This window comes from Streptomyces sp. NPDC048473, assembly GCF_043200155.1.
In the GTDB taxonomy this organism is placed as follows: Bacteria; Actinomycetota; Actinomycetes; order Streptomycetales; family Streptomycetaceae; genus Streptomyces.
In genome coordinates this window covers 1-22,458 of the sequence record NZ_JBICXE010000071.1, presented here as the reverse complement: position 1 = coordinate 22,458, position 22,458 = coordinate 1, and the positions used below count along the sequence as shown (strand labels likewise).

The following is a 22,458-nucleotide window of genomic DNA, read 5'->3' as shown; positions in this document are numbered from 1 at the left end:
GCGCCGGACCGGCTAACGGTCCGGCGCTGCTGTGCGCTCTGTTCCCGAGGTCTGCGCGGGCCGGTGATTCGTCCGTGGCGTCAGCCCACCATCGGTAGGATCCTTCGCGACGGCGCCGCGCGCAGTTCGTCCACGGCCACCGCCTCCCCGCTGTCCGCGCCGACACAACTGACACGGACGACGGGGGCGTCGCCGGTGTCGCGGCCGGCCGTGGCGTCGAGCGCGAACACCACCGCCGAGTTCGCGCAGGTCTGCACGGACCTCGGCGTGATCAGATCGCGCGGCGCGGTGGGCACGAGCGCGGACAAAAAGGGGAAGCTTCACAGGACACCAGGACGCTCGCGCGGAGTGAATCCGCAGAGCCGGCACGGTTGCCGAAGCAGCTGCTTCTGCAGCACGGCACGAGGCGTTGGCGCCCCCGGCGTCCGCTCGCATCCGCAGCGGGGTGGGTGGGCAGAAGGTTTCCCCACACCCGCCATGGGTGGTTCGTATCGACGCCTTCACCGGTGTCAGTTGCGGAATTCGCTGGATTCGACTCCGTTGATGGTCGCGCCGGCCTGCTGGTAGGAGGGGGCGATGTTCGTGAGGAGGTCGGCTGGGAACTCCAGCTGCGGCCGGGTCGCCTCGTCGAGCTCGGCAAGGTGCCCGTCGGGGATGGCCACGTCCAACGAGGCGAGGTTGGCGTCGAGCTGCTCGACAGTGCGGGCCCCGATGATGGTCGAGGTCACCTCGGGCTGCTGCCGGACCCAGGCCAGCGCGACCGCGGCCATCGAGGCCCCCAGCTCCTCGCTGATCCTGCGGAGCAGGTCCAAGGCGGCGAAAGTGTCCTCGCTCAGGTGCCGGGCGGCCTGCCACGCCCGCCCCGAGCCCGCCGGGGACGCGTTCTCGCGGGTGTACTTGCCGGTCAGCACACCGCTGGCCAGCGGGCTCCACGGAGTGACGCCGAGCCCGAGTTCCCGCGCGACGCCGAACTGTTCGCCCTCCACGGTGCGGCTCAGCAGGGAGTATTCGACCTGGATGGCGGCCACCTGCGCCCAGCCCCGCAGTTCCCCGATGGTCGCCATGCGGGCTACCGCCCATGCGGGGGTGTCGGACAGCCCGATGTAACGGATCTTCCCGGCCCGGACCAGGTCGTCCAGGGTCGAGAGCGTCTCGTCCAGCGGGGTGTGCCGATCCCAGTTGTGCTGCCAGTACAAGTCGATGTAGTCGGTGCCCAGGCGGCGCAGCGAGCCCTCTACCTGCTGCATGATCGCTTTGCGGCCGGCACCGCCGCCGTTCGGGTCGCCGGGGAACATGCCACCCGCGAATTTGGTCGCGATCACCAGCCGGTCGCGCAGTCCCCGGTGCTTGTCCAAGTACGCGCCGATGGTCTCCTCGGAGCGGCCTCCGTTGTAGACGTTGGCGGTGTCGATGAAATTGCCGCCGGCAGCGAGGTAGCGGTCCAGGAGGGCGGTGGACGTCTGGTCGTCGGCGCCCCGGTCGGCGTCGCCGAAGGTCAGTCCCCCCAAGGTGATCGGGCTGACCCGCAGGCCGGAGCGGCCCAGCGTACGGAACGATTTCAACTGCATGAGTGTGGTCCTTTCGGTGGAGCGCCCCGGGGCGAGGCGTGTTGTCGGATGCGCCTCATCGGTTGCGTGACGTGCGACAGCGATGGCGCTTCGCAATGCCCGATGCCCAGGTGGAAGGCGTGTGTCTCACAGTGGACGACAGAACTGAAGACATCGCCGCAACCGAGGGCCTCAACACACACTTTGAGTGCATCGCCAAGGAGGCGGGCGTGGGCAGCGGCACCCTGCACCGGAACTTCCCCACCCGGGAGAGCCTGATCGAGGCCGCCTACCGCAACGAGGTGGCCGAACTCTGCGACGCCGCCCCCGGCCTCCTGGCAACCCTGCCGCCGCGCGAGGCCCCGCGCGCCTGGATGAGCCATTTCATCGACTACGCCGGCGCGAAGCCCGGCATGGCCGACGCCCTGCGGGCCGCCATCGCCGCGGGCGGCAACCCCTATGGCCACAGCCAGGACCTGATGCCGGAGGCCCTCTCCTCCCTGCGGCAGGCCGGCGTCGAAGCCGGCACCCTCCGAGCCGACATCAGCGCCACCGACATGCTCACGATGCTCACCGGCATCGCGCTCGCCGCGGGCAAGCCCGATCAGCGCGACCAGGCCGAACGCCTCCTCGACCTCGCCCTGGACGGACTGAGCACCGGCGAGCCCTGAACTTCGGCGTTGCGGGCAGCCGCGAGACCAGGGTCGACGCTCACAAATAGTCATCTGGGTAAGTTCTGCGAGCACCCCGGAACGCGCCCGTTGTCCATCAAATCGCTCGCAGTAGCACTCTCGAAACCTGCGTGTTCTGCGACGGCGCGGTGGTCCTACCGCACGTGATCGCTGCGTTTTCGCTGGTGGGCGTGAACTTCTCTGCGGACGGGGAGATGCGACATCTGTTCGCGATCGTCAGCGACACATACTCACCGCACCTGGCCACCAGGCGGTGCCGCCGGTGGCCGACTGGGCGGAGGCCGGCAATGTCGAGATGGGGTGAGCCATGACTGCCAAGACGGATCCGGCCATGGTTGCCACATCCCCAGCTTTTCGATGACATCGGCCGGCCGTGGCAGCGTCGGGCTGACGCTTCCGGTGGCCTGCTTCATGCTCGCCGGGAACGGGACATACTTGGTTGACCGCCTCGACGGGGGTCTCCACCAGATCGGTGTCGTCTCCGCGGTAACCGAGGCTTGGGAGGTTGGCTACCGAGTTCGCATACGAGGTCAGGTCGTACGGACCGCGGTGGACGATCTGCACGATGCTGTTCGGGCAGTAGCGGCTGCTCGCGGACGGATCCATGCCATGCATACCTTGCGCCAGATTCTCCTGGCGGTTTGTGCAGGCCGGCGCCGCGGTCCGGTTTATGGGTCGCTACGAGAGCGGAGTCACGTCCACCTGGCGCCACGTCGCCACCGGGCCGGGGTCGCGGGCATCCTCGGGGGTGACCCAGAACGCCCTCCCCAGCTCGGCGCTGTACTGGGCGCCCGCCCGCCCGTCCCCGGACGAGCGGCCGGTGAGACGGCGGCCGATCCACGGCACCAGGTGGCGGCGGGCGAAGCGGAGGTCGTCGACGCGTCGTATCGCCCATTTCGGGGGCACGGCGGCCGGGAGCGGCGTCTGCCAGTCGTTCTCCGGCGGCAGCCCCAGCGTCTGCCAGACCGCCTCTGCCACCCTGCGGTGCCCGTCGGCCGTGAGATGCAGCCGGTCGACGTCCCACAAGCGGGGATCGCCCAGGGCCGGTGCTCCGTACAGATCAACGACCGATGCTCCGTGGCGGGCCGCCAACTCGTCGACCAGAGAGAACAGCTCCTCCATCCGCGGACGGAAACGTTCCATCACCGGGCCGTTGCGGCCGGGGCTGCGCATGAGCACAAGCTTCCTGCATGAGGGCGCGAGACGTTCCACGGCCTCTTCGAGCCGTCCGCGGACCATGACCATGTCGCACTTGGGCCGCAGCGTGTCATTGAGACCGCCGACGAGCGTGATCACATCCGCCTGCATGGCGGCGGCCACATCGACCTGCTCGTCGACGATCTGGCCGATCAGCTTGCCCCGTACGGCGAGATTCGCGTAGCGGAATCCCGGAGTACGGACCGCGAGCCGTCCGGCGAGGACATCGGCCCAGCCCCGGTACGAGCCGTCGGGCAGCAGGTCCGACATGCCCTCGGTGAACGAGTCGCCGACCGTGACAAGACTGGTGTAGGAGGCATTCATTTCCATGGCGATGCGATCCTATCGCGGTGGGGTCCGACCCCTTCCGGAGGCGTCGGCCGGCTACCGGGCGCGGCAGTGCGCTGCCCGCGGCCGCGACCTCAGTCGCTCAGGGCCAGCCGAAGGCCGAACCCGGCGATGACGGTTCCGGTGATCCGGTCCAGCAGCCGGCGGGCCTGCGGGCGCTGCAGCCAGCCCCGCAGAACCTGAGCGAAGGCGACCAGCAGCGCCGACCAGAGCAGGCCCAGCACGATGTGTACTCCGGTCAGCAGGAGGCCTGTGGCGAAGTGCGGGGCGCCTGCCGGGATGAACTGGGGCAGGACGGCAACGTAGAACACGCCCATCTTCGGGTTGAGCAGATTGGTCAGTGCGCCCTGCCGCCACCCGGCAGCGAGGCTGTCGGTTCCTTGAGAAGTCAGGGCACGAGCCTCGGCCCCCGGGGCCTCCACCCCCTCGGTGTCCCGGCCGCGCAAGGTGTTGATGATCATGCGTCCGCCCATCCAGAGCAGATACGCGGCTCCGGCGTAACGCAGCGCTTCGTACGCGACGTGCGAGGCGGTGAGCAGTGCCGTGACACCGAGCGAGGTGAGCGCGCCCCAGGCCAGGGTGCCGCTCTGGATGCCGAGGACGACACCAAGCGCACGCTTGCGGCGGCCGAGCGCCGAGGTGCGAAGGATGAGGGCCGTGTCGAGGCCGGGAGTGAGGGTGAGCAGCCCTACGACCAGGGCGAATGACCATATTGCGGTGCTGATTGCCATGGACTGTCAGATTAGCCGAGTCAAGTGGCGGGCCCCTCCGCAGGGGGGGCGCGGCCGAACCCGCACCGCGCCCCGCCGGCCACCGGTCAGCCTGCCCCGGTTGAACCCGCACCTCGCCTCCAGCAGCCCCCGCCCACCGGTCAGCGTGCCTGCGGCCGGCCCACCAGTTCGCGCAGCACGTCCTCCATCGTGACCATTCCGGCCAGTCGATCGTCCTCGTCCACAACCGCTGCCAGATGTGTGCGGCTGCGCCGCAGCGCGGTCAGTACGTCGTCGAGCGGCGTGTCGGCCCGCACCCGGGCAATCGGCCGCATCGCCGTCACGGGGAACGGCACATCGCGCGGTGTGGCGTCCAGGGCGTCCTTCACATGGAGGTAGCCCAGGATCCGCGCCTCGCTGTCCATCACCGGGAAACGCGAGAAACCGGTCTCGTACGAGAGCTGTTCCAACTGCTCCGGCGTCGTTCCGATCCTGGCGTACACCACCCGCTCCACGGGCATCACTACATCCCGCACCGGGCGACGGCCCAGCTCAAGGGCGTGGTGCAGGCGCTCGGCCGCGCGGTCGTCGACCAGCCCGGCGTCCCCGGCGTCCTTCACCAGCCGGGCCAGTTCGTCGTCGGAGAACGTGGCGGACACCTCGTCCTTCGTCTCGACCCGCAGGAGTTTCAGCAGCGCGTTGGCGAAGGCGTTGACGGCGAAGATCACCGGGCGCAGCGTCCTGGCGAGGGTCACCAGCGGCGGTCCGAGCAGCAGCGCGGCCCGTACGGGCTCGGCCAGTGCGATGTTCTTCGGCACCATTTCGCCGAGCAGCATGTGCAGATACGTCGCCACGGACAGTGCGATCACGAACGAGATCGGATGGACCAGTCCGTGCGGCACACCCACCGCGTCGAAGACGGGCTCCAGCAGATGCGCTATGGCCGGTTCGGCGACGATACCGAGGACCAGCGTGCAGAGGGTGATGCCCAGCTGCGCCGCCGCGAGCAGCGCCGATACGTGTTCGAGGCCCCAGATGACGCTTCGTGCCCGCCGGTTCCCGTTCTCGGCCTCCGGTTCTATCTGGCTGCGGCGTACGGAGATCAGCGCGAATTCGGCGCCGACGAAGAAGGCGTTGACGACCAGGGTCATCAGTCCGATGAAGAGCTGGACGGCGATCATCGTGCGTCCCTTGTCTGCTCGTCGTCGCCCGGCAGCGGCGCATGCAGCAGGGCCCGCGCGGCACGGCGCCCGGAGGCGTCCACCACATCGACCCGCCAGCCGGCCAGCTCGACCGAATCACCGACGGCAGGGATGCGGCCGACCTCGGTGGCGACAAGTCCGGCGAGTGTTTCGTACGGTCCGTCCGGCACCCGCAGTCCGATCCTCTTCAGCTGGTCCAGGCGGGCGGCGCCGTCGGCCGACCACAGGGTCCGTCCGTCGGCGTCCTCGCCCGCCGGTGCCAGGTCCGGCGTCTCGTGCGGGTCGTGCTCGTCGCGCACCTCGCCGACCACCTCCTCGACGATGTCCTCCAGAGTCACGACGCCGGCCGTCCCGCCGTACTCGTCGATGACGACGGCCATGGCGAGCTTGCCGGACAGCCGGTCCAGGAGCCGGTCCACGGTGAGGGTCTCCGGTACGAGCAGGGGCTCGCGCAGCATCTCCGAGACGCGTGTGCGGGGCCGTTGCTCGACCGGGATGGCCAGCACGTCCTTGATGTGTGCCACGCCGACGACGGTGTCCAGGCTGCCGCGGTAGACGGGGAAGCGGGACAGCCCGGTCGCTCGGGTGGCGTTCGCGACGTCCTCGGCGGTCGCCTGCACCTCCAGGGCGGTGACCTGCACCCGCGGGGTCATGACGTTCTCCGCCGTGAGCTCCGCCAGATTGAGGGTGCGGACGAACAGCTCCGCGGTGTCCGCCTCCAGTGCGCCCGCCTTCGCCGAGTGCCGGGCCAGCGCCACCAGCTCCTGCGGGCTGCGCGCCGAGGCCAGCTCCTCGGCCGGTTCCAGACCGAAGCGGCGCACGATCCGGTTCGCGGTGTTGTTGAGGTGGCTGATGAACGGCCGGAAGATGGCGGTGAAGGCCCGCTGCGGGGTTGCTACGGCCTTCGCCATGGCGAGCGGGGAGGAGATCGCCCAGTTCTTCGGGACGAGTTCGCCGACGACCATCAGGAATACGGTGGACAGCGCGGTTCCCAGGACGAGAGCCAGGGTGGACGCCACGCCGGGGGACACGCCCACGGCCTCCACCGGACCGCGGATCAGCTTCGCGATGGACGGTTCGGAGAGCATGCCGACCACCAGATTGGTGACGGTGATGCCGAGCTGTGCGCCGGAAAGCTGGAAGGTGAGGCTGCGTACGGCCTTCATGGCGCTCGCCGCGCCGCGCTCACCCTGCTCCACGGCCCGTTCGAGCTGACCGCGCTCGACGGTCGTGAGAGAGAACTCGGCCGCGACGAAGGCGCCGCAGGCGAGCGAGAGCAATACCGCCACGAGCAGCAGAAGCACTTCGGTCATCGGTTCACCTCCGTCCCATGATCGGGCAGGGGCAGGAGGATCGCTCGATGTCGGCGGTGCCGACTACTGGGAGGCTCGCCCATGGGCGGACGCTCACACCTTTCGGAAGGATTGGTCAGGAGACCACCCATCGTAAAGGATCAGCAAAGTCGTCCGCCCTTTCGGGTGATCGCGTCAGTCCGTGAGGGGCTTCACCCAGCGCCGCCAGCGGTCCTCGCGTTGGTAGCCACCCGCAGCCCACGTGCGGTGTGCCCGCTCGTTGGCCTCCAGGACCATGGCGTCCACCCGTCGCCCGCCCAGGGCGATGAATCGCTGTTCCGCTGCTTCCATCAAGGCGGTGGCGATACCTTGCCGGCGGCAGTCCGGGCGTACGGCCAGCCGGTAGGCGGAGCATCGCCAACCGTCGAAACCGGCTATGACGGTTCCCGCGAGAAGATCGTCACGCTCTGCGAGAAGCAGGGCTTCGGGGTCTCTTGAGATGAGTCGCGCCACCCCGTCGTAGTCGTCGCTGATGCTCGTTCCTTCTGCGGCTTCGCGCCAGAACTGCAACACGGCGTCGATATCTGTGAGGTTGGCGCAACGGATGTGGAGATCACTCATCGGGCGAGCCAAGCAGAGCGACGGCCCGCTCGGCGAACGATTTCCTCGCTGAGGAACCGAGGGGCACGGAGTCTTGGTCCCGGACGCGTACAGGCGAAGGGTGGTGGCCTTCCGCGGCGCCTCCGGGGGACCAGTCGATCCAGCAGTCAGAGTTCCGCGTCAAGGATGCTCAAGAACGCCGTGCCGTCCACGCTCCCGTCGGCTCGGGGCAGCGAGAGCTCCGCCCAGATGACCTTTCCCTGGGGGGTGTAGCGGGTGCCCCAGCGTTCGGTCAGCTGGGCGACGAGGAACAGGCCGCGGCCTCCTTCGTCCAGCGCAGCGGCGTACCGCAGATGGGGCGAGGTGCTGCTGCTGTCGGCCACCTCGCAGGTCAGGGTGCGATCGAGCAGGAGTCGTATCGTGACCGGTGCGGAACCGTAGCGGATGGCGTTGGTGATCAGCTCACTCAGCACCAGCTCCATGGCGAACTCAAGCTCGGACAGACCCCAGTCGTCGAGCTTCTCGGCCACGGCGGCACGCATCCCCGCCACAGCGGCGGGATCGAACGGCACGTCCCAGTCGGCGACGTGGTCGGGCGGGATCGCCCGTGTGCGGGCGATGAGCAGCGCCACATCGTCCTTCGGCCGGTTGGGCAGGAGCTCGTCCAGCACCGCCTGGCAGCTCTCCTCCGGCGACCGGTCGGGATGGGACGCCAGGGCCTGACGCAGCAGCTCGATCCCCACGTCGATGTCGCGGGTGCGGTCCTCGATGAGCCCGTCGGTGTAGAGAACGAGCTGCGTGCCCTCCGCCAGCTCCAGTTCCTCGGTCTCGAACGGCATACCGCCCAGGCCCAGGGGCGGCCCGGCCGGGAGATCGGGGAACGACACACTGCCGTCGGGCTGGACCAGTGCGGGCAGGGGATGCCCGGCGCGTGCCATGGCGCAGTGGCGGGAGACGGGATCGTAGATCGCATACAGGCAGGTGGCGCCCGTGATCCCCGCACCGGCGGCCGTCTCCACCTCCTCCTGGTCGATGCGCCCGACCAGGTCGTCGAGGTGGTTGAGGATCTCGTCGGGCGGCAGGTCGAGGGTGGAGAAGTTGTGCACGGCCGTGCGCAGTCGTCCCATCGTGGCGGCTGCGTGCAGGCCGTGGCCGACGACATCCCCGACGACCAGCGCCACCCGACTGCCCGGGAGCGGGATCACATCGAACCAGTCGCCGCTCACCCCGGAGACCGCGGGCAGGTAACGATGGGCGACCTCCAGAGCGCTCTGCTCGGGCAGCGCCCGCGGGAGCAGGCTGCGCTGCAGGGTCACGGCCAGGGCGTGCTCACGGGTGTAGCGGCGGGCGTTGTCGATGCTGACCGCCGCCCGGGCGACCAGTTCCTCGGCCAGGGACAGGTCGTCCTCCTCGAACGGCTGCGGCTTCTCCGAGCGCCAGAAGTTGGCCATGCCCAGAATGACGCCCCGTGCCTGGAGGGGCACGGTGATGAGCGAATGGATGCCGTACTCGACGACCCTCTGTGTCCGCTCCGGGTCCTGGGCGAGCCAGCCCGGCGCGGCGGACAGGTCGGGCACCAGCTCCGACCGGCCGCTGCCGAAGGCCTTTGCCTGCGGCGTGGAGGGGAGGAAGTCGATCAGACGGCCGCGTTCATAGAGGGGATGGTCGTCCCGGATGCCCTGGACGGCGGTGCGGCGCATGTCCGTACCCGCGTTGGTCGGCTCGTCCCCGTGCAGGACCGGGTCGGCCAGATCGACGGTGACGAAGTCGGCGAGCCGGGGGACCGCGACCTTCGCCAGTTCCTCGGCCGTACGCACCACGTCGAGGGTGGTACCGATGCCGAGCCCGGCGTCGTGCAGCAGCCTCAGGCGCTCGCGGGCGCTGTCCGCCCTGCCGGACAGCGCCCGCAGCTCTGTGGAGTCACGCAAGGTCGCGACCGTCCCCTTGGGGCCACCGTGACGATCCGTGGGCCGCTGGTTCACCGCGAGCAGCCGGTTCCCCGCAAGGTGCACTTCGTCCGTGGCCGCGCGGCCCGAGGTCAGCAGCTCCACCGTGCCCGGCTCAAGGCTGGGCAGGTCCGAGATGTGCCGCCCCTCGGCGTCGTGCGGCAGATCCAGCAGCCGTCTGGCCTCGTCGTTCGCCAGCAGCAGCCGACCGTCGTTGCTGACGATGAGCACGCCTTCGCGTACGGCGTGCAGCACCGCGTCGTGATGCTCGTACATGCGAGTCATCTCGGCGGGGCCCAGACGGTGGGTCTGCCGCTGCAGCCGCCTGGCCACCAGCGCCGTCCCGGCCGTGGCCATGGCGAGCGCGGCCGCTCCGGCACCGAGGATGATCGGAATCTGCCGGGACACCACGCTGGCCACGTTTTTGACCTTCATGCCGGCAGACACCAGGCCCACGACCTTGTGCCGGTGATCGTAGATGGGGACGGTCGCCTGCACCTCGCGGCCGAGTGGGCCGTTCACGCTCTCGGTGTACACGTGGCCGGCCAGCGATGGCGCGATGGTGCCGACGAACTTCTTCCCGATCCGGCTCGGCTGGGGATGCGTGTACCGGATCCCCTTCGTGTTCAACACGACGATGAAGTCGACGCCGGCCGCCTTCCGCGCCACCTCGGTGAGCGGTTGGAGGACCTTGGAGGGATCAGGCGTATTCAGTGCGGCCACGACGCCAGGTGAGTGCGCGAACGTCTCTGCGACGGCAACGGAACGCTGTCTCGCCTCCGCGTTGGTGTCGTGCTGGGACTGCAGCAGGAGCGCCAGCACCGCGGCCGCCACGAGGAGCACCACCACAGCCACCTGCAGGGCGAAGACCTGCCCGGCGAGGCTCTGGGGGTGCTTGTCCGTGAGTGACCGAACCGGTGCGTTCCGGAATCGGCCGAAACGTTTGGCCACATTGCCCTTTGTAACACCGCAAGGTCGACGGCGCGTCAGGCGAGGCAGGCCAGGGGGGGCCTTTCGAGCGGGAGCGCGCGGCTGTCGCAAGCGGCTTCCGAGGGACCCCGCATCCCGGCGGTGCCGTGCTCCTTGCCCTGGGCGGCGCCCGCGCAGAGCCTACGGAGGATGTGGAGGACGAATTCCGCCATGCGGTCACGGGCGACCGGTGTACGGGGCACCGTAAGGCTCCTCTTGCCGGTGCTAGCACACCCGCGCTAGCGTGTTTCTGTGACCAAGACTCAGCTGAACGTGAGAGTGGACGAGGCCACCGCCGAGGCCGCGCGACAGCGCGCGCTGCAGAGGGGGGTGAGCGTGAACCGCTACATAGAGGAGCTCGTGAAGCAGGATGCGGGCGAGGTCGGACACACCTTTGTCGAAGCCGCGGCCGACTTCATGAAGCAGTACGAGTCGGTGTTCGCCGAGGAGTTCGGCCCGGAGCGCAAAGGCACGCGTTGAACCTCCAGATCGACCTTTCCTGGCTGCTCATGGTGGCCGAACACAAGACTCCCGGTGATCCGCAGGTCGTCGACTGGGGTGCGCTCGTGGCTGCGGTGGCCCGTCATGAGGCCGAGATCTTCGGCAGCCCCGTCTACAGCGACCCGCACTCCAGGGCCGCTGCCCTTCTGCAGTTGCTGCTCCATGTGCCCGCGCTCGAACACTCCAACGCGATGTTCTCCTCGGCCGTCGCATACGGCTATCTCATCGCCTCCGGGCTGAAGGTCATCACCTCGCCCGAGCAGGTGCGCGACCTGGCCCGACTGGTGAAGGAGGGCAAGGCGGACGTCCGGGCCATCGCCGACGAACTGCGCCAGTGGAGTCTGTGACACCGCCGGTACGCGGTGGTGCACCGATGCGTCAGTCCACCGTGGCCGGCCGCCGCGCCACGCCCAGCACACATGCGGACGTGGGCAGCCGGATTCCCCAGTCGGGCATCCTGACCCTGCGGTAGGTCTCCACCGTGAACCCGGCCCTCTCGATGGCGGCCAGGGTGTCGCGCGCCGTGTGACACCCGCCCGCCACCAGCGGCCAGACCGTACGGTCCAGCGCCCGCTGGGTCGCTGCCATGGCCCGGTCATCGGCCCGTACATGCTCGAAGAAGCGCAGCTCACCGCCGGGCCGCAGCACCCGTACGATCTCCGCGAGCGAACGCTCCACATTCCGTACGGTGCACAGCACCAGCGATGTGACGGCCCCGTCGAACGCCTCGCTCTTCACCGGCAGGGCCTCCGCCGCGCCTGGCACCACATCCACCGGAATTCCGGCACGCAGCGCCGACCGCACCGCCAACTGCCGCAGGCTGCGCTCGGGTTCGATGGCCACCACCTCCGACACCGCGGGCGGGTAGTGCGCGAAGTTCAGGCCATTGCCCGCACCTATCTCGATGACCCGGCCGGACATACCGGCCAGCAGCTCCGAGCGCACCGCGGCCAGCCCCGCCCCGGTCTCCGCGGCCACGCTCATCCGGGCGTAGAACCGGGCAAAGACGGGGTGGTGCACCGCGTCCTCCGGGATTTTCGTGCTGCGCAGACGCATGACGGACCTCCTCGACACGGCGCTCGACCGGAAAGGTACGGCTACTTCGATTCTCCCCCGTCCCGCACGGCCCAGTCGCTCAGTCGGCCGGCCGATTCCCGCCCAGTTCCGCCGCCAGCCAACTCCCGGCCCGGGCACGGAAGTCGGCGGGCGCCAGCGCCCCCGCACCGGCCGGCACCGCACCCAGCAGCGGGGCGCCCGCAGCCACCGGAAGGTCCTCCAGATTGCAGCGCGCCGCGAGGTCCGGCTCGGCGGGCATGCTGCCCACCACCACACCGAGGCACTCCAGCCCCCGGGCCCGCAGGGCCTCCGAGGTCAGCGCGGTGCTGTTGAGCGTGCCCAGTCCGGCCGGAGCCACGACCAGCACCGGTGCGCCCAGCAGCCGGGCCGCGTCGGCCAGGGTCGCGCCGTCGTCGTCGAACCGTACGAGCAGTCCGCCCGCGCCCTCGATCAGCACCAGATCGTGTTCGGTCGCCAGCTTCTCGGCCGCCTCGGCGATCTCGTACGGCCGTACCGGCGGGAGACCGGCCCTGCGGGCAGCCGTGGCAGGTGCCAACGGATCGGGGAACCGGGCAAGTTCGACCGCGGTCACATGGCCGCCCGCAAGCCTTGCCACCTCGGCGGCATCGCCGGGCTCGCCGGGGGACAGCCCCGTCTGCGCGGGCTTGAGCACTGCGACGCTGCGATCCCGGCACGCCGCCGCCACGGCCGCGGTCACGACCGTCTTGCCGATCTCCGTGCCCGTACCCGTCACCACCAGAACCGACATCTCAGCCCTCCCGCGCAGCCGCGCACACGGCGCGGCAGATCCGCGCCACATCCTCGTCACCGGTCACATACGGCGGCATCGTGTAGATGAGGTCGCGGAACGGCCGCAGCCACACGCCCTCCCGTACCGCCGCCCCGGTCGCGGCCTCCATGTCCACCTCGTGATCGAGCTGTACGACGCCGATCGCGCCCAGCACCCGCACCTCCCGTACCCCGGGCAGCTCCGCAGCAGGAGCGAGACCGTCCCGCAGACCGCTGCCGATCCGCTCGACCTCCTTCTCCCAGTCCTGGCCGAGGAGCAGGTCGATGGAGGCGCACGCCACCGCGGAGGCGAGCGGATTGCCCATGAACGTAGGCCCGTGCGCCAGCACCGGCACCTTGCCGCGCGAGATGCCCTCCGCCACCCGTGAGGTGCACAGCGTCGCCGCCATCGTCAGATAGCCGCCGGTCAGCGCCTTGCCCACGCACATGACATCGGGCGAGATCCCCGTATGCTCCGCGGCGAACAGCTTCCCCGTACGGCCGAAACCCGTGGCGATCTCGTCGAACACCAGCAGCACGTCATGCGCATCGCATGCCTCGCGCAGCACCCGCAGATAGGCGGGGGAGTGGAACCGCATCCCGCCCGCGCCCTGCACCACCGGCTCCACGATCACCGCGGCCAGCCGGTCGGCGTGCTCCGAGATCAGTTCCCACAGGTGTCGTACGTACGCTCCATCCGGCTCCGCGTCGAAACCGGCCGGCGGTTCGTCCGCGAAGATCTGCCGGGGCAGTACGCCCGACCACAGCTCGTGCATGCCACCCTCGGGGTCGCACACCGACATCGGCTGCCAGGTGTCCCCGTGGTAGCCGCCGCGCCAGGTCAGCAGCCGCTGCTTGGCCGGCCGCCCCACGGACCGCCAGTACTGCAGACACATCTTCACCGCGACCTCGACCGACACCGACCCGGAGTCGGCGAGGAAGACATGCTGCAGCGGCTCCGGGGTGATCTCGACCAGCCGGGTGGCCAGCCGCACGGCGGGCTCATGGGTGAGCCCGCCGAACATCACATGACTCATCCGGTCCAGCTGACCGCGTGCCGCCTCGTTGAGCACCGGGTGGTTGTAGCCGTGCACCGCCGACCACCACGACGACATGCCGTCGACCAATTCGTGCTGCCCATGGGCCGGCTCGGCGAGCCGGAGCCGTACCCCGGACGCGGACTCCACGACCAGCGGCTCCTGACGTCCTGGCATCGGGCCGTACGGATGCCAGACGTGGGCCCGGTCCAGGGACCGCAGCTCGGCCGGGGAGAGGACCTCACGCATTGGGGGCGAGATCCGTACCCGCGCCGCGACGGCGGACCGCCACCAGATCCGTGCGTGCAGCCGGGACCTCGCCGGGCTCGGCAGCGGTTTCCCCGGGCGCGTCGCCACAGGGGGCGCACCCGCCGTCGTGCGAACCGCAGCCGCCACCCGCCTGAGCACGGTGCGCAGGCAGCGTCGTCGTCCCCGCTCCCTCCACCTCGAATCCGGCGTCCGCGATCATGTCCAGATCCGCCTGCCCCGCCTGCCCCTCACTGGTGAGGTAGTCGCCCAGGAAGATCGAGTTGACCAGGTTCAGGGCGAGCGGCTGCATCGAGCGCAGATGCACCTCACGTCCGCCGGCGAGCCGCACCTCCACATCCGGGCAGACGAACCGGACCATCGCCAGAATGCGCAGACACCGCTGCGGGGTGAGGTTCCACTCCTTGGCCAGCGGGGTTCCCTCGAACGGGATCAGGAAGTTCACCGGCACCGAGTCCGGGTCCAGCTCGCGCAGCGAGAAGACGACATCGACCAGATCGGTGTCGCTCTCACCCATCCCGGCGATCAGCCCGGAGCACGCCGAGAGCCCGGCGGCCTGCGCCTGCTGCACGGTCTCCACCCGGTCCGCATAGGTGTGGGTGGTGGTGATGTCCCCGTACGTCCCCTCGGACGTGTTGAGGTTGTGGTTGTACGCGTCGGCGCCCGCCGACCGCAGCCGGTCGGCCTGTCCGTCGGAGAGCAGACCGAGGCAGGCGCACACCTCGACGCCCTCGTTCTGGCCCTTGATCGCCTCGATGGTCTCCGACACCCGGTCGACGTCCCGGTCCGTCGGACCGCGACCGCTCGCCACCAGACACACCCGCTTGGCGCCACCCGCCACCCCGGCGGCGGCGGCCTTCGACGCCTCGTCGGGTTTCAGCCAGGTGTACTTGAGGATCTCGGCCTTCGAACCGAGCCGCTGCGAGCAGTACGAGCAGTCCTCCGGGCAGAGTCCGGACTTGAGGTTGACCAGATAGTTCAGCTTCACGCGCCGCCCGAACCACTGACGGCGCACCTTTCCGGCCGCGGCCACCACCTCAAGCAGATCGTCGTCCGAGGTCGCCAGTACGGCGAGTGCTTCTTCGCGGGTCGGCAGCTCGCGCCGCAGTCCTTTGTCCACCAGCGTGTTCAGGAGGTCCATGGCGTTGATCCTGGCCTACGGGACGGCCCGCAGCCAAGGAGGAACCGGACAACAGAGCCCGTCGAGGGTGTGTGTATTGCCACACCATGACCTGCTGCGCCCCCGGTTAGGGTCTGTGAGCTGCCTACAAAAGGGACCGCTCATGCCCTTCGCCCCGTTCGACTGGATCCACGATGAGGCGCGCCGCCGCGCGGACGCCGGACTCGTCCGCACGCTGCGCCCCCGGCCCGCCGAACCAGAACTTCTGGACCTTGCGAGCAACGACTATCTGGGCCTGACCCGGCACCCCGAGATCACCGCTGCCGCGGCCGAGGCCGCGCGCAGATGGGGTGCGGGAGCGACCGGATCGCGGCTCGTCACCGGCTCCACCGCACTGCACGCCGAACTCGAACGCGAACTGGCCGATTTCTGCGGTTTCGAGGCGGCCCTGGTGCTGTCATCGGGCTACGCGGCCAATCTCGCCGCCCTCACCGCGCTCACCGGTCACGGATCGCTGATCGTCTCCGACGCGGGCAACCACGCCTCGATCGTGGACGGTTGCCGGCTCTCCCGGGCCGAGACCGCTGTCGTGCCGCATGCCGATCCCGATGCGGTACGCAAGGCATTGCAGGCACACGGGGGACGGGCGCTGGCGGTGACCGACTCGGTCTTCTCGGTCGACGGCGACGCCGCGCCGCTGCCCGAACTGGCCGACGCCTGCCGGACGGAGGGCGCCGCACTGCTCGTCGACGACGCGCACGGCCTCGGCGTGCTGGGGGAAGGCGGCCGGGGCGCGCTCGCCGCCGCCGGACTCGCGGGCGGCGAAGGAATCGTCACCACGCTCACCCTCTCCAAGTCCCTCGGCAGCCAGGGCGGAGCGGTCCTCGGTCCGGCCCGGGTCATCGAACACCTGGTCAACACGGCCCGGACGTTCATTTTCGACACGGGTCTCGCGCCGGCCGCGGCGGGCGCCGCTCTGGGGAGCCTGCGGCTGCTCCGTCGCGAGCCGGAACGCGCCGGCAGGGCCGGTGCGGTCGCCACCGCTCTGTACGAGCGGCTGACCGCGGCGGGTCTGACCGCTGTACGCCCCGACGCGGCCGTGGTCTCGGTGCGGGCGCCCTCGGCGGACGCTGCGGTGCGCTGGGCGGCCGACTGCCGCACCGCGGGAATCGCGGTGGGATGCTTCCGGCCGCCGTCTGTGCCGGACGGTGTCTCCCGGCTGCGGCTGACCGCGCGAGCGGATCTGACCCAGGAGCAGATCGCCACCGCCGTGGCCATCGTGCGCCGGACCGCTCCCGTCAGCTGACCGGACCCCGGTGCAGGCGGGAGACAAAAGATGTCCAGGCCGCCGCGGAGAACCGCAGCGGTGGCCTGGACACATCCTTGGAGTCCCGCACGGCCAGCCGCCCGTCACCGAACGGCGCGGCCTCCACGCAGTTGTTCATACCCGTGCTGTGGCTGCTGCGCCGCCACCGTAACTCGTGCTGTGCGAGGCAATCCGACATGAGCCCCCCTCGGGCCGTCCGGGGTCACCGACCGTCACGGTCGATCGCGGTGATGAGGTCCAACGAGTGCTGCGGCGACAGCGCGTGTGCCTGCATCGTGCGGAAGGCCGAGCTGTACGCCTCAAGGTCTTCTTTCCGCTCCAGATAGAGGCTACTCGTCAAATGGTCGAGAACTACCACGTCCAGATCAGAAGTGTTCGGAAATGAGAAGATAACGAAAGGTCCGGTGAGGCCGGCATAGCCACCGACCGAGAACGGCAGCAACTGAAGTTCCACGTGGGGCAGTTGAGCCACACGAGTCAGATGGCGCAGCTGGTTTCTCATCACCCGGCGCCCGCCGACCTCGCGCCGCAGCACCGCCTCGTCGAGTACCACACTCAGCCGCAGCGGCGGATCGGTTCGCAGCACCCCCTGCCGGGCGAGCCGCACCTCTACCAGGGAGTCCAGCTGGCCGGCGGGTAACCCGTCCAGCGAGGCCCGGGTCACCGCACGTGCGTAGTCGGCCGTCTGCAGGAGCCCCGGCACCACCGACGTTTCCAGGGTCCGCGCGGTCCGCGCCTGGGACTCCAGACTGATGAAGTCGCGGTACTGCGGCGGGATCAGACCGCGATAGGCATGCCACCACCCGGTGCCGCCACCGCCCGCCGAACCCGCCAGCGCGGCCAGGAGCGTCCGCAGCTGCGTGTCGTCCACGCCGTACGCGTCCAGCAGCCGGGTCACATCGGCCGGCTGCACCCCACTGACACCGGTCTCGACCCGGCTCACCTTCGACTGGTGCCAGCCGAGCATCCGCGCGGCGTCCCGACTGGTCAGTCCGGACGCATGGCGAAGACTCCGGAGCTCCTCCCCGAGCTTGCGCCGTCGTACCGCAGGGCCGTGCTGCATCTGCGGCCTCCCTCTCTTTTCTGCCGAGCGGACAGTGTGACGCCCGCACGCGGTCTTGAGCGGCAGGGTTCACCGCATTGAGCGACAGATATATGCATATCTTGGTGGATCGCCGTCACGGAGGGCAGCATCAGTGGCAATCTGGCGCGAAGCACAACCGGGACCGGTCGCGGGTCGGTCCGGGTGGGAAAGGGACGGCTCGCCATGGCAGACCATCAGGAAGCAAGCGTCACTCTGCCGAGCGAGCCGGTCTCGGTCTCGTCGGCCCGGAGTTATGTGGCCAGGGTGCTGACCGAATGGGGACTGACCGCCGACACGGAGTTCGCCGACAGCATCCGGCTCATCGTCTCGGAACTGGCGACCAATGCCGTCCAGCACACCCTCGGACAGTCGCCCACCTTCACCGTGGACCTGAGGCTGGAGCGGGAGGAACAGCTGCATCTGGGGGTGACGGACAGTCACCCGCGCCGGCCCCGGCGGTTGCCCGCCGCCGTTCAGCAGGACAACGGGCGCGGCATGGTGATCATCCGCTGTCTGGCCAAGGAGTACGGGGGCCGGCTCACCGTCACCCCCACCGCCGACGGCGGCAAGACGGTCTGGATCGCGCTCCCGTGGAGCATCCCCGTGCAGAGCTGACCGACCGTCCGATCCGCCGCCTCCCGGTCTCCCGACCGCGTGGTCACCCGCCCTCGCCGCCCGGCCGCTGCGCCGAGGCCGCCCGCCCGAACCCACTGCGCAACAGCGCCTGGAGCGTTGCCGCCGCGGCGCTCGCCCGGTCGCCGCGGTGCACCATCGAGATCGTCCGCCGGAACGCATCGGGTTCCAGCCGCCGCACGGACAGCGGCGTCGACGACATCGCGGCAACCATCTCCGGGACGACCGCCATTCCGATGCCCGCGCTGACCAGCGCACACACCAGCGCATAGCCGGGCGATTCGCAGACCACGGCGGGTGTCGCCCCCACCGCGGCCAACGCCTGTTCCACCCCACGACGCGGCGGATGCGTCGGCGCGCTGCTGATCAGCGGCCGCCCCGCAAGCTCCGTCACCGGCAGTCTCCCGGTGCCTTCGGACAGCATCTGCCCGACCGCGGTGATCAGGACCAGCTCCTCGACCAGCAGCGGTTCGGCGAATACCCCGGAGGGCCAGGCCGCTGCGGCAGCCGGCTCGTACACATGGGTCAGCGCGAGGTCGACTTCGCCCGCGGCCACCGCCGCGACCCCGTCCGGCGGCTCGTACTCGGTGACCGCCAGTTCCACATCCGGGTGGGCACGGCGGAAGGCGCTCAGCACCGGCGGCAGCAGATGGATGCCCGCCGTGGTGAACGTGCCGACCCGCAGGCGTCCGCCGGAGAGTCCGGAGAGACGGGCCAGTTCATGGCGGGCCAGGTCCATCTCGTCGAGGATCCGCCGCGCGCGTCCGACCAGCAGCTCGCCCGCGGCCGTGAGACGGGCCCCTCGGTGGTGTCGCACCAGCAGTGCGGCGCCCGCCTCCCGCTCCAGCTTGGCGATCTGCTGGGAGAGCGCGGGCGCGGTGTAGCCGAGGCGGGCGGCGGCCCGGGTGATCGATCCGGCCTCCGCGACTGCCACCAGCGCCGCGAGCCGTGTCGGGTCGTACATTAAGCGTTCCTTTTGGCAGACCCAGAAGATTGCAAGTACACGCTAAAGGCTTCGCCGGGCCAGGGTGGACCCATGGACGCACAACTGATCGCCTTCACCGCCGTCGCCGCAGGAATGGTCGCACTGCCGGGCGCGGACTTCACCGTCGTCGTACGCAACGCGCTCACCTCCCGGTCAGCGGGGGTGGCGACCGCGCTGGGCGTTGCCGGGGGACTCCTCGTGCACACCGGACTGGCCGTCGCCGGGCTTGCCGCGGTGCTGGTGACGGTGCCCGTACTGTTCCGCACTGTCCAGCTGCTCGGCGGAGCATACGTTCTCTACCTCGGCATCACTGCCCTGTACGCGGCGCGGCGCCGCACCACGGGCGGGTCGGGTGAGGCCGCGGGCGAACCCGCAGGGCAGGGAACCGTACGCGCGCTGCGCCAGGGCTTCCTCACCAACGCCCTGAATCCCAAGGCGCCGGTGCTCTTTCTGAGCCTGCTGCCGCAGTTCGTTCCCGACGGGCAGCCGCCACTCCCGAGAACCCTGCTGCTCGCGACGATCGTGGTGCTGCTTGCGTTGATCTGGTTCCCCGCCGTGGCGCTTCTGGTGGACCGGCTGGGCCGGTGGCTGCGCCGGCCGCGTACCGCCCGCGCCATCGAGGGCGGCAGCGGCGCGGCGCTCACCGCGTTGGGGCTGGTGCTGGTGTCCGGCCCTCTGCTGCACTGAGTGACGAGCGGATCAGCCGCCCGGACCTGGGCCTGTACGGCGCATCACGGCCCGGGTGAGGGCCTGATCCGCCGGACGGAGATCAGCGGACCCGCCCGTAATAGACGCTCTTCGTCCAGATCTTCTCCAGCCGGACCACCGAGCCGGTCCTCGGCGAGTGCCAGATCTTGCCCTTGCCGGCGTAGATCCCCACGTGGAAGATGCTGCGGCCGTAATGGAAGAAGACCAGGTCGCCGCGTCGCCTGTGCGAGGCCGAGATATGGCGGGTCTTGTTGTACTGCTGCTGTGCCGTGCGCGGGAGCTTTTTGCCCGCCTTCTTGAACGAGTAGGCCGTCAGACCCGAGCAGTCGAAGCGGTTGGGGCCGGTGGCCCCCCACCTGTACGGCGAACCCTTCTTCGACGCGGCGATGTTGAGTGCCTTCATCGAGAGAGTCGCTGCCTGGGCCTGGGCCGTGGCGCCCGGGGCGAGCATGGTGCCGCCGACGGCGGCCAGTGTCAGAACCGAGGCCGTGCCGGCCCGGGCGAGCAGAGACGGGACATTAACCTGCGCAGTCATGCGCAACCCTTCGTCAGCCGCCTGTGAAGGATGACCTGTCGGGTTCGGGCTGGCGAAGTTGCCCGGCCGCGCTCGGCGGCTTCACCCCGAGGGTCGACCGATGTTCCGGCCGACCCGTTGTGCTCGGGTCCTCCACTCCTGCCGATCCACTTCTGTCGACCAGGCATCCGGACGGCGGCAGGACTCGGCGTCCGCCCGGACCGCCCCGCCGCGGTGGCGGGGGCTTGTCGTCCCAGGGATCTTGACTCACCGACTGCCGGATTTCCGAAGGGAAACGACGATATGTGAGGCTCCTCACGTTTGACCCGTTCGGGTAAAGCGGATGAATTCTGAGGCCGTGCCGGTCACTCGGGACCCGTCTCGCACCAGGATCGGATTGACGAATTCCGTTCGCTGCCCTCGCGAAGAGTGCAAGTGGAGATGTCCCTCGCGAGGGGGATTTCCTACGCCGAACGAGCTAGGAATTTTGATGTGCCTGCCGGGCGTGTCGTGCAGGGGCGTTGGGCGAAGCCCGTCGGAGGTGGGTTCGGAGTTTGTTGGGCGAATCCCGGCGGTGGTGAAGGCGGGGGGAGTTGACCGTACTCAGCCAGCAGTGGAGACGAAGTGCGCTGCTCAACTCGCCTGAGCGGGGGGTACGGTGACGCGTCCGGCCCGCCGCTCCCCGTCCAGCACGCGCAGTGCCCGCGCCAGGGTGACAGCGTGGATCTGCGCCTCGCCGCGCTCATGCATCAACGCAAGAGCGTCCCGCAGCGCGGCCGCCCGTGAGGCCAGCGCCTGTGCGGCGCGCAGTGCGCCATAGGTGTCGCTGCCGCGGGCCGGGTTGATCCGGCCCAGCTGGTCGAGGACTTCGAGGTAGCAGTCGATGAACTCCCCCTCGGCGCACGTCAGTGCGGGCAGCGGCGGCAACTCCGGTGGCTGCATCCGGCGTTCACCTCGCACTGCGCGGCGGGAGCGACGACTTCCGGTTCTCCATGATGTGGTCCACCAGGCCGTACGCCTTGGCGCCCGCCGCATCGAGAATGAGGTCGCGCTCGATGTCGGTGGCGATCTGCTCGGCGCTGCGGCCCGTGTGACGGGCCAACAGTGTGGTGAGCACTGCGCGGACCCGTTCCAATTCCTTTGCCTCGATCTCCAGATCGGACGGCTGGCCCTGAACCGGCTCGGCGAGCCCGGGCTGCTGCACGACGACCCTGGCACCGGGCAGTGCGTGCCGCCGGCCGGGAGCGCCCGCGGCGAGCAGCGCCGACGCGCAGGAACCGGCCTGGCCGAGGCAGTAGGTCTCCACCTCGCAGGTGAGGTACTGCATCGTGTCGTAGATCGCGGACATGGCTCCGAACGAGCCGCCGGGGGAGTTGATGTAGAGCGACACGGGCCGGTCCGGGGCGTCGTGTTCCAGATACATGAACTGCGCGATCAGATCGGTGGCCGCGGTGTCGTCGACCGGGGTGCCGAGGAAGACGATCCGTTCAGCGAGCAGCTTGGAGTACGGGTCGAGGGTGCGGGTCCCGTTGGTCGTGCGCTCGGTGAACTCGGGCAGTACATAGCGGGCGGTGGGACGGAACAGCATTGGCGGTGCCTCTCCTCCGGGGTCTGTGCGGGGCCTGCACAAGCGTCTGTACGGGGGCCCGCACAAGCGTCTGTAAAAAATGTACAGGACGTACAGAAGGTTATGATGGGAGCGTGATCCTGGTGATCCACTAAAAGTCCCAGGTCGGAGGCTGTTTTGACTGTTCGCTGAGGGCGGATATCTCACAATCTCTAGACGTCTTGATCATCAGGCTGCTTCGCCCTCACTGAAACCGAGTAGAGAAGTGAGGTGGTCCGAGGCGACGCGGAGGTCCTCGTGGCTCGGGTGGACGTACACCCGCTTGGTGAAGGTGGCGTTGGCATGCCCGGCCCATGCGGCGAGGACG

Annotated in this window: 25 protein-coding genes and 1 riboswitch; of the genes, 6 read left to right on the top strand and 19 right to left on the bottom strand. The window is 69.6% G+C overall.

Annotated features, from left to right (window positions below; genetic code table 11):
- Positions 1-80 precede the first annotated feature (80 nt).
- Both ACGFU7_RS44025 and ACGFU7_RS44020 read right to left on the bottom strand, forming a co-directional pair.
- Entirely contained in the window at positions 81-308 is a 228-nt protein-coding gene (locus ACGFU7_RS44025; RefSeq protein WP_393704052.1) for a hypothetical protein, read from the bottom strand.
- 201 nt (positions 309-509) lie between these two features.
- Positions 510-1,568, bottom strand: a complete 1,059-nt coding sequence (locus tag ACGFU7_RS44020) for an aldo/keto reductase (protein ID WP_393704051.1) — start codon at positions 1,566-1,568, stop codon at positions 510-512.
- 131 nt (positions 1,569-1,699) lie between these two features.
- On the opposite strand from ACGFU7_RS44020, the gene ACGFU7_RS44015 reads away from it, so the two are divergent.
- Positions 1,700-2,218, top strand: a complete 519-nt coding sequence (locus tag ACGFU7_RS44015) for a TetR/AcrR family transcriptional regulator (protein ID WP_393704049.1) — start codon at positions 1,700-1,702, stop codon at positions 2,216-2,218.
- 699 nt (positions 2,219-2,917) lie between these two features.
- On the opposite strand, the gene ACGFU7_RS44010 is transcribed toward ACGFU7_RS44015, so the two are convergent.
- From ACGFU7_RS44010 to ACGFU7_RS43980, 7 genes are all read right to left on the bottom strand, one after another.
- Positions 2,918-3,766, bottom strand: coding sequence for an SGNH/GDSL hydrolase family protein (locus ACGFU7_RS44010; RefSeq protein ID WP_393704047.1), 849 nt, complete (start codon positions 3,764-3,766; stop codon positions 2,918-2,920).
- 92 nt (positions 3,767-3,858) lie between these two features.
- Complete coding sequence (locus ACGFU7_RS44005) at positions 3,859-4,515, bottom strand: LysE family translocator (protein ID WP_393704046.1); 657 nt, start codon at positions 4,513-4,515, stop codon at positions 3,859-3,861.
- A gap of 140 nt (positions 4,516-4,655) precedes the next feature.
- Positions 4,656-5,675 (bottom strand): hemolysin family protein, encoded by a 1,020-nt coding sequence (locus tag ACGFU7_RS44000; RefSeq protein WP_393704044.1) that lies wholly within the window; start codon positions 5,673-5,675, stop codon positions 4,656-4,658.
- Complete coding sequence (locus ACGFU7_RS43995) at positions 5,672-7,009, bottom strand: hemolysin family protein (RefSeq protein WP_393704042.1); 1,338 nt, start codon at positions 7,007-7,009, stop codon at positions 5,672-5,674. Before ACGFU7_RS43995 ends, ACGFU7_RS44000 begins: the two co-directional genes overlap by 4 nt.
- Positions 7,010-7,183: 174 nt before the next feature.
- Positions 7,184-7,609 carry a GNAT family N-acetyltransferase gene (locus tag ACGFU7_RS43990; protein ID WP_393704041.1) on the bottom strand — a complete coding sequence of 142 codons (426 nt, stop codon included), beginning with the start codon at positions 7,607-7,609 and terminating at the stop codon, positions 7,184-7,186.
- A gap of 146 nt (positions 7,610-7,755) precedes the next feature.
- Positions 7,756-10,485 (bottom strand): SpoIIE family protein phosphatase, encoded by a 2,730-nt coding sequence (locus tag ACGFU7_RS43985; protein ID WP_393704039.1) that lies wholly within the window; start codon positions 10,483-10,485, stop codon positions 7,756-7,758.
- Positions 10,486-10,520: 35 nt separating this feature from the next.
- Complete coding sequence (locus ACGFU7_RS43980; RefSeq protein ID WP_393704038.1) at positions 10,521-10,706, bottom strand: hypothetical protein; 186 nt, start codon at positions 10,704-10,706, stop codon at positions 10,521-10,523.
- 49 nt (positions 10,707-10,755) lie between these two features.
- Here ACGFU7_RS43980 and ACGFU7_RS43975 point away from each other — a divergent pair, with 49 nt between their 5' ends.
- Complete coding sequence (locus tag ACGFU7_RS43975) at positions 10,756-10,983, top strand: antitoxin (RefSeq protein ID WP_393704036.1); 228 nt, start codon at positions 10,756-10,758, stop codon at positions 10,981-10,983.
- On the top strand, positions 10,980-11,351 hold the full coding sequence (locus ACGFU7_RS43970) for a fic family toxin-antitoxin system, toxin component (RefSeq protein ID WP_393704034.1): 372 nt from the start codon (positions 10,980-10,982) through the stop codon (positions 11,349-11,351). Before ACGFU7_RS43975 ends, ACGFU7_RS43970 begins: the two co-directional genes overlap by 4 nt.
- Before the next feature lie 31 nt (positions 11,352-11,382).
- Here ACGFU7_RS43970 and ACGFU7_RS43965 read toward each other — a convergent pair whose 3' ends face one another.
- The 4 genes from ACGFU7_RS43965 to bioB form a co-directional block, all read right to left on the bottom strand.
- A complete protein-coding gene (locus ACGFU7_RS43965; protein WP_393704032.1) occupies positions 11,383-12,060 on the bottom strand; it encodes a class I SAM-dependent methyltransferase in 678 nt (225 codons plus the stop codon).
- 79 nt (positions 12,061-12,139) lie between these two features.
- Complete coding sequence (bioD, locus tag ACGFU7_RS43960) at positions 12,140-12,829, bottom strand: dethiobiotin synthase (protein ID WP_393704030.1); 690 nt, start codon at positions 12,827-12,829, stop codon at positions 12,140-12,142.
- Between the two features lies 1 nt (position 12,830).
- Positions 12,831-14,135, bottom strand: coding sequence for an adenosylmethionine--8-amino-7-oxononanoate transaminase (locus ACGFU7_RS43955; protein ID WP_393704029.1), 1,305 nt, complete (start codon positions 14,133-14,135; stop codon positions 12,831-12,833).
- Positions 14,128-15,294, bottom strand: coding sequence for a biotin synthase BioB (gene bioB / locus ACGFU7_RS43950; protein WP_393704028.1), 1,167 nt, complete (start codon positions 15,292-15,294; stop codon positions 14,128-14,130). Before bioB ends, ACGFU7_RS43955 begins: the two co-directional genes overlap by 8 nt.
- A 142-nt stretch (positions 15,295-15,436) precedes the next feature.
- Here bioB and ACGFU7_RS43945 point away from each other — a divergent pair, with 142 nt between their 5' ends.
- The gene (locus ACGFU7_RS43945) at positions 15,437-16,579 is read left to right on the top strand and encodes an 8-amino-7-oxononanoate synthase (RefSeq protein ID WP_393704027.1); all 1,143 of its coding nucleotides are present in this window, start codon (positions 15,437-15,439) and stop codon (positions 16,577-16,579) included.
- On the opposite strand, the gene ACGFU7_RS43940 is transcribed toward ACGFU7_RS43945, so the two are convergent.
- Both ACGFU7_RS43940 and ACGFU7_RS43935 read right to left on the bottom strand, forming a co-directional pair.
- On the bottom strand, positions 16,572-16,778 hold the full coding sequence (locus ACGFU7_RS43940; RefSeq protein ID WP_393704025.1) for a DUF397 domain-containing protein: 207 nt from the start codon (positions 16,776-16,778) through the stop codon (positions 16,572-16,574). The genes ACGFU7_RS43945 and ACGFU7_RS43940 overlap by 8 nt on opposite strands.
- Before the next feature lie 24 nt (positions 16,779-16,802).
- Positions 16,803-17,663: a helix-turn-helix domain-containing protein gene (locus ACGFU7_RS43935; RefSeq protein ID WP_393704024.1), complete on the bottom strand. Its 861-nt coding sequence runs from the start codon at positions 17,661-17,663 to the stop codon at positions 16,803-16,805.
- A gap of 204 nt (positions 17,664-17,867) precedes the next feature.
- Here ACGFU7_RS43935 and ACGFU7_RS43930 point away from each other — a divergent pair, with 204 nt between their 5' ends.
- The gene (locus ACGFU7_RS43930) at positions 17,868-18,299 is read left to right on the top strand and encodes an ATP-binding protein (protein ID WP_393704022.1); all 432 of its coding nucleotides are present in this window, start codon (positions 17,868-17,870) and stop codon (positions 18,297-18,299) included.
- A 43-nt stretch (positions 18,300-18,342) separates the two neighbouring features.
- Here ACGFU7_RS43930 and ACGFU7_RS43925 read toward each other — a convergent pair whose 3' ends face one another.
- Complete coding sequence (locus ACGFU7_RS43925) at positions 18,343-19,281, bottom strand: LysR family transcriptional regulator (RefSeq protein WP_393704020.1); 939 nt, start codon at positions 19,279-19,281, stop codon at positions 18,343-18,345.
- A 72-nt stretch (positions 19,282-19,353) separates the two neighbouring features.
- On the opposite strand from ACGFU7_RS43925, the gene ACGFU7_RS43920 reads away from it, so the two are divergent.
- A complete protein-coding gene (locus ACGFU7_RS43920) occupies positions 19,354-19,989 on the top strand; it encodes a LysE family translocator (protein ID WP_393704019.1) in 636 nt (211 codons plus the stop codon).
- 82 nt (positions 19,990-20,071) lie between these two features.
- Here ACGFU7_RS43920 and ACGFU7_RS43915 read toward each other — a convergent pair whose 3' ends face one another.
- The 3 genes from ACGFU7_RS43915 to ACGFU7_RS43905 all read right to left on the bottom strand — a co-directional run bounded on the left by ACGFU7_RS43915 (position 20,072) and on the right by ACGFU7_RS43905 (position 22,109).
- Positions 20,072-20,545 (bottom strand): C40 family peptidase, encoded by a 474-nt coding sequence (locus tag ACGFU7_RS43915; RefSeq protein WP_393704018.1) that lies wholly within the window; start codon positions 20,543-20,545, stop codon positions 20,072-20,074.
- Between the two features lie 3 nt (positions 20,546-20,548).
- Positions 20,549-20,721: riboswitch (cyclic di-AMP (ydaO/yuaA leader) on the bottom strand.
- A 436-nt stretch (positions 20,722-21,157) separates the two neighbouring features.
- A complete protein-coding gene (locus ACGFU7_RS43910; protein ID WP_393704016.1) occupies positions 21,158-21,466 on the bottom strand; it encodes a hypothetical protein in 309 nt (102 codons plus the stop codon).
- Positions 21,467-21,473: 7 nt separating this feature from the next.
- Entirely contained in the window at positions 21,474-22,109 is a 636-nt protein-coding gene (locus ACGFU7_RS43905) for an ATP-dependent Clp protease proteolytic subunit (RefSeq protein ID WP_393704053.1), read from the bottom strand.
- Between the last annotated feature and the right edge of the window lie 349 nt (positions 22,110-22,458).

Bases quoted from the DNA above. Each gene is read 5' to 3' on its own strand.
- ACGFU7_RS43945 (WP_393704027.1), top strand. From the start codon at position 15,437: ATGCCCTTCGCCCCGTTCGACTGGATCCACGATGAGGCGCGCCGCCGC.
- ACGFU7_RS43915 (WP_393704018.1), bottom strand. From the start codon at position 20,545: ATGACTGCGCAGGTTAATGTCCCGTCTCTGCTCGCCCGGGCCGGCACG.
- ACGFU7_RS43940 (WP_393704025.1), bottom strand. From the start codon at position 16,778: ATGTCGGATTGCCTCGCACAGCACGAGTTACGGTGGCGGCGCAGCAGC.
- ACGFU7_RS43925 (WP_393704020.1), bottom strand. From the start codon at position 19,281: ATGTACGACCCGACACGGCTCGCGGCGCTGGTGGCAGTCGCGGAGGCC.
- ACGFU7_RS43990 (WP_393704041.1), bottom strand. From the start codon at position 7,609: ATGAGTGATCTCCACATCCGTTGCGCCAACCTCACAGATATCGACGCC.
- ACGFU7_RS43995 (WP_393704042.1), bottom strand. From the start codon at position 7,009: ATGACCGAAGTGCTTCTGCTGCTCGTGGCGGTATTGCTCTCGCTCGCC.
- ACGFU7_RS43930 (WP_393704022.1), top strand. From the start codon at position 17,868: ATGGCAGACCATCAGGAAGCAAGCGTCACTCTGCCGAGCGAGCCGGTC.
- bioB (WP_393704028.1), bottom strand. From the start codon at position 15,294: ATGGACCTCCTGAACACGCTGGTGGACAAAGGACTGCGGCGCGAGCTG.
- ACGFU7_RS43935 (WP_393704024.1), bottom strand. From the start codon at position 17,663: ATGCAGCACGGCCCTGCGGTACGACGGCGCAAGCTCGGGGAGGAGCTC.
- ACGFU7_RS43955 (WP_393704029.1), bottom strand. From the start codon at position 14,135: ATGCGTGAGGTCCTCTCCCCGGCCGAGCTGCGGTCCCTGGACCGGGCC.
- ACGFU7_RS44020 (WP_393704051.1), bottom strand. From the start codon at position 1,568: ATGCAGTTGAAATCGTTCCGTACGCTGGGCCGCTCCGGCCTGCGGGTC.
- ACGFU7_RS43910 (WP_393704016.1), bottom strand. From the start codon at position 21,466: ATGCAGCCACCGGAGTTGCCGCCGCTGCCCGCACTGACGTGCGCCGAG.
- ACGFU7_RS43920 (WP_393704019.1), top strand. From the start codon at position 19,354: ATGGACGCACAACTGATCGCCTTCACCGCCGTCGCCGCAGGAATGGTC.
- ACGFU7_RS44005 (WP_393704046.1), bottom strand. From the start codon at position 4,515: ATGGCAATCAGCACCGCAATATGGTCATTCGCCCTGGTCGTAGGGCTG.
- bioD (WP_393704030.1), bottom strand. From the start codon at position 12,829: ATGTCGGTTCTGGTGGTGACGGGTACGGGCACGGAGATCGGCAAGACG.
- ACGFU7_RS43965 (WP_393704032.1), bottom strand. From the start codon at position 12,060: ATGCGTCTGCGCAGCACGAAAATCCCGGAGGACGCGGTGCACCACCCC.
- ACGFU7_RS44010 (WP_393704047.1), bottom strand. From the start codon at position 3,766: ATGGAAATGAATGCCTCCTACACCAGTCTTGTCACGGTCGGCGACTCG.
- ACGFU7_RS44000 (WP_393704044.1), bottom strand. From the start codon at position 5,675: ATGATCGCCGTCCAGCTCTTCATCGGACTGATGACCCTGGTCGTCAAC.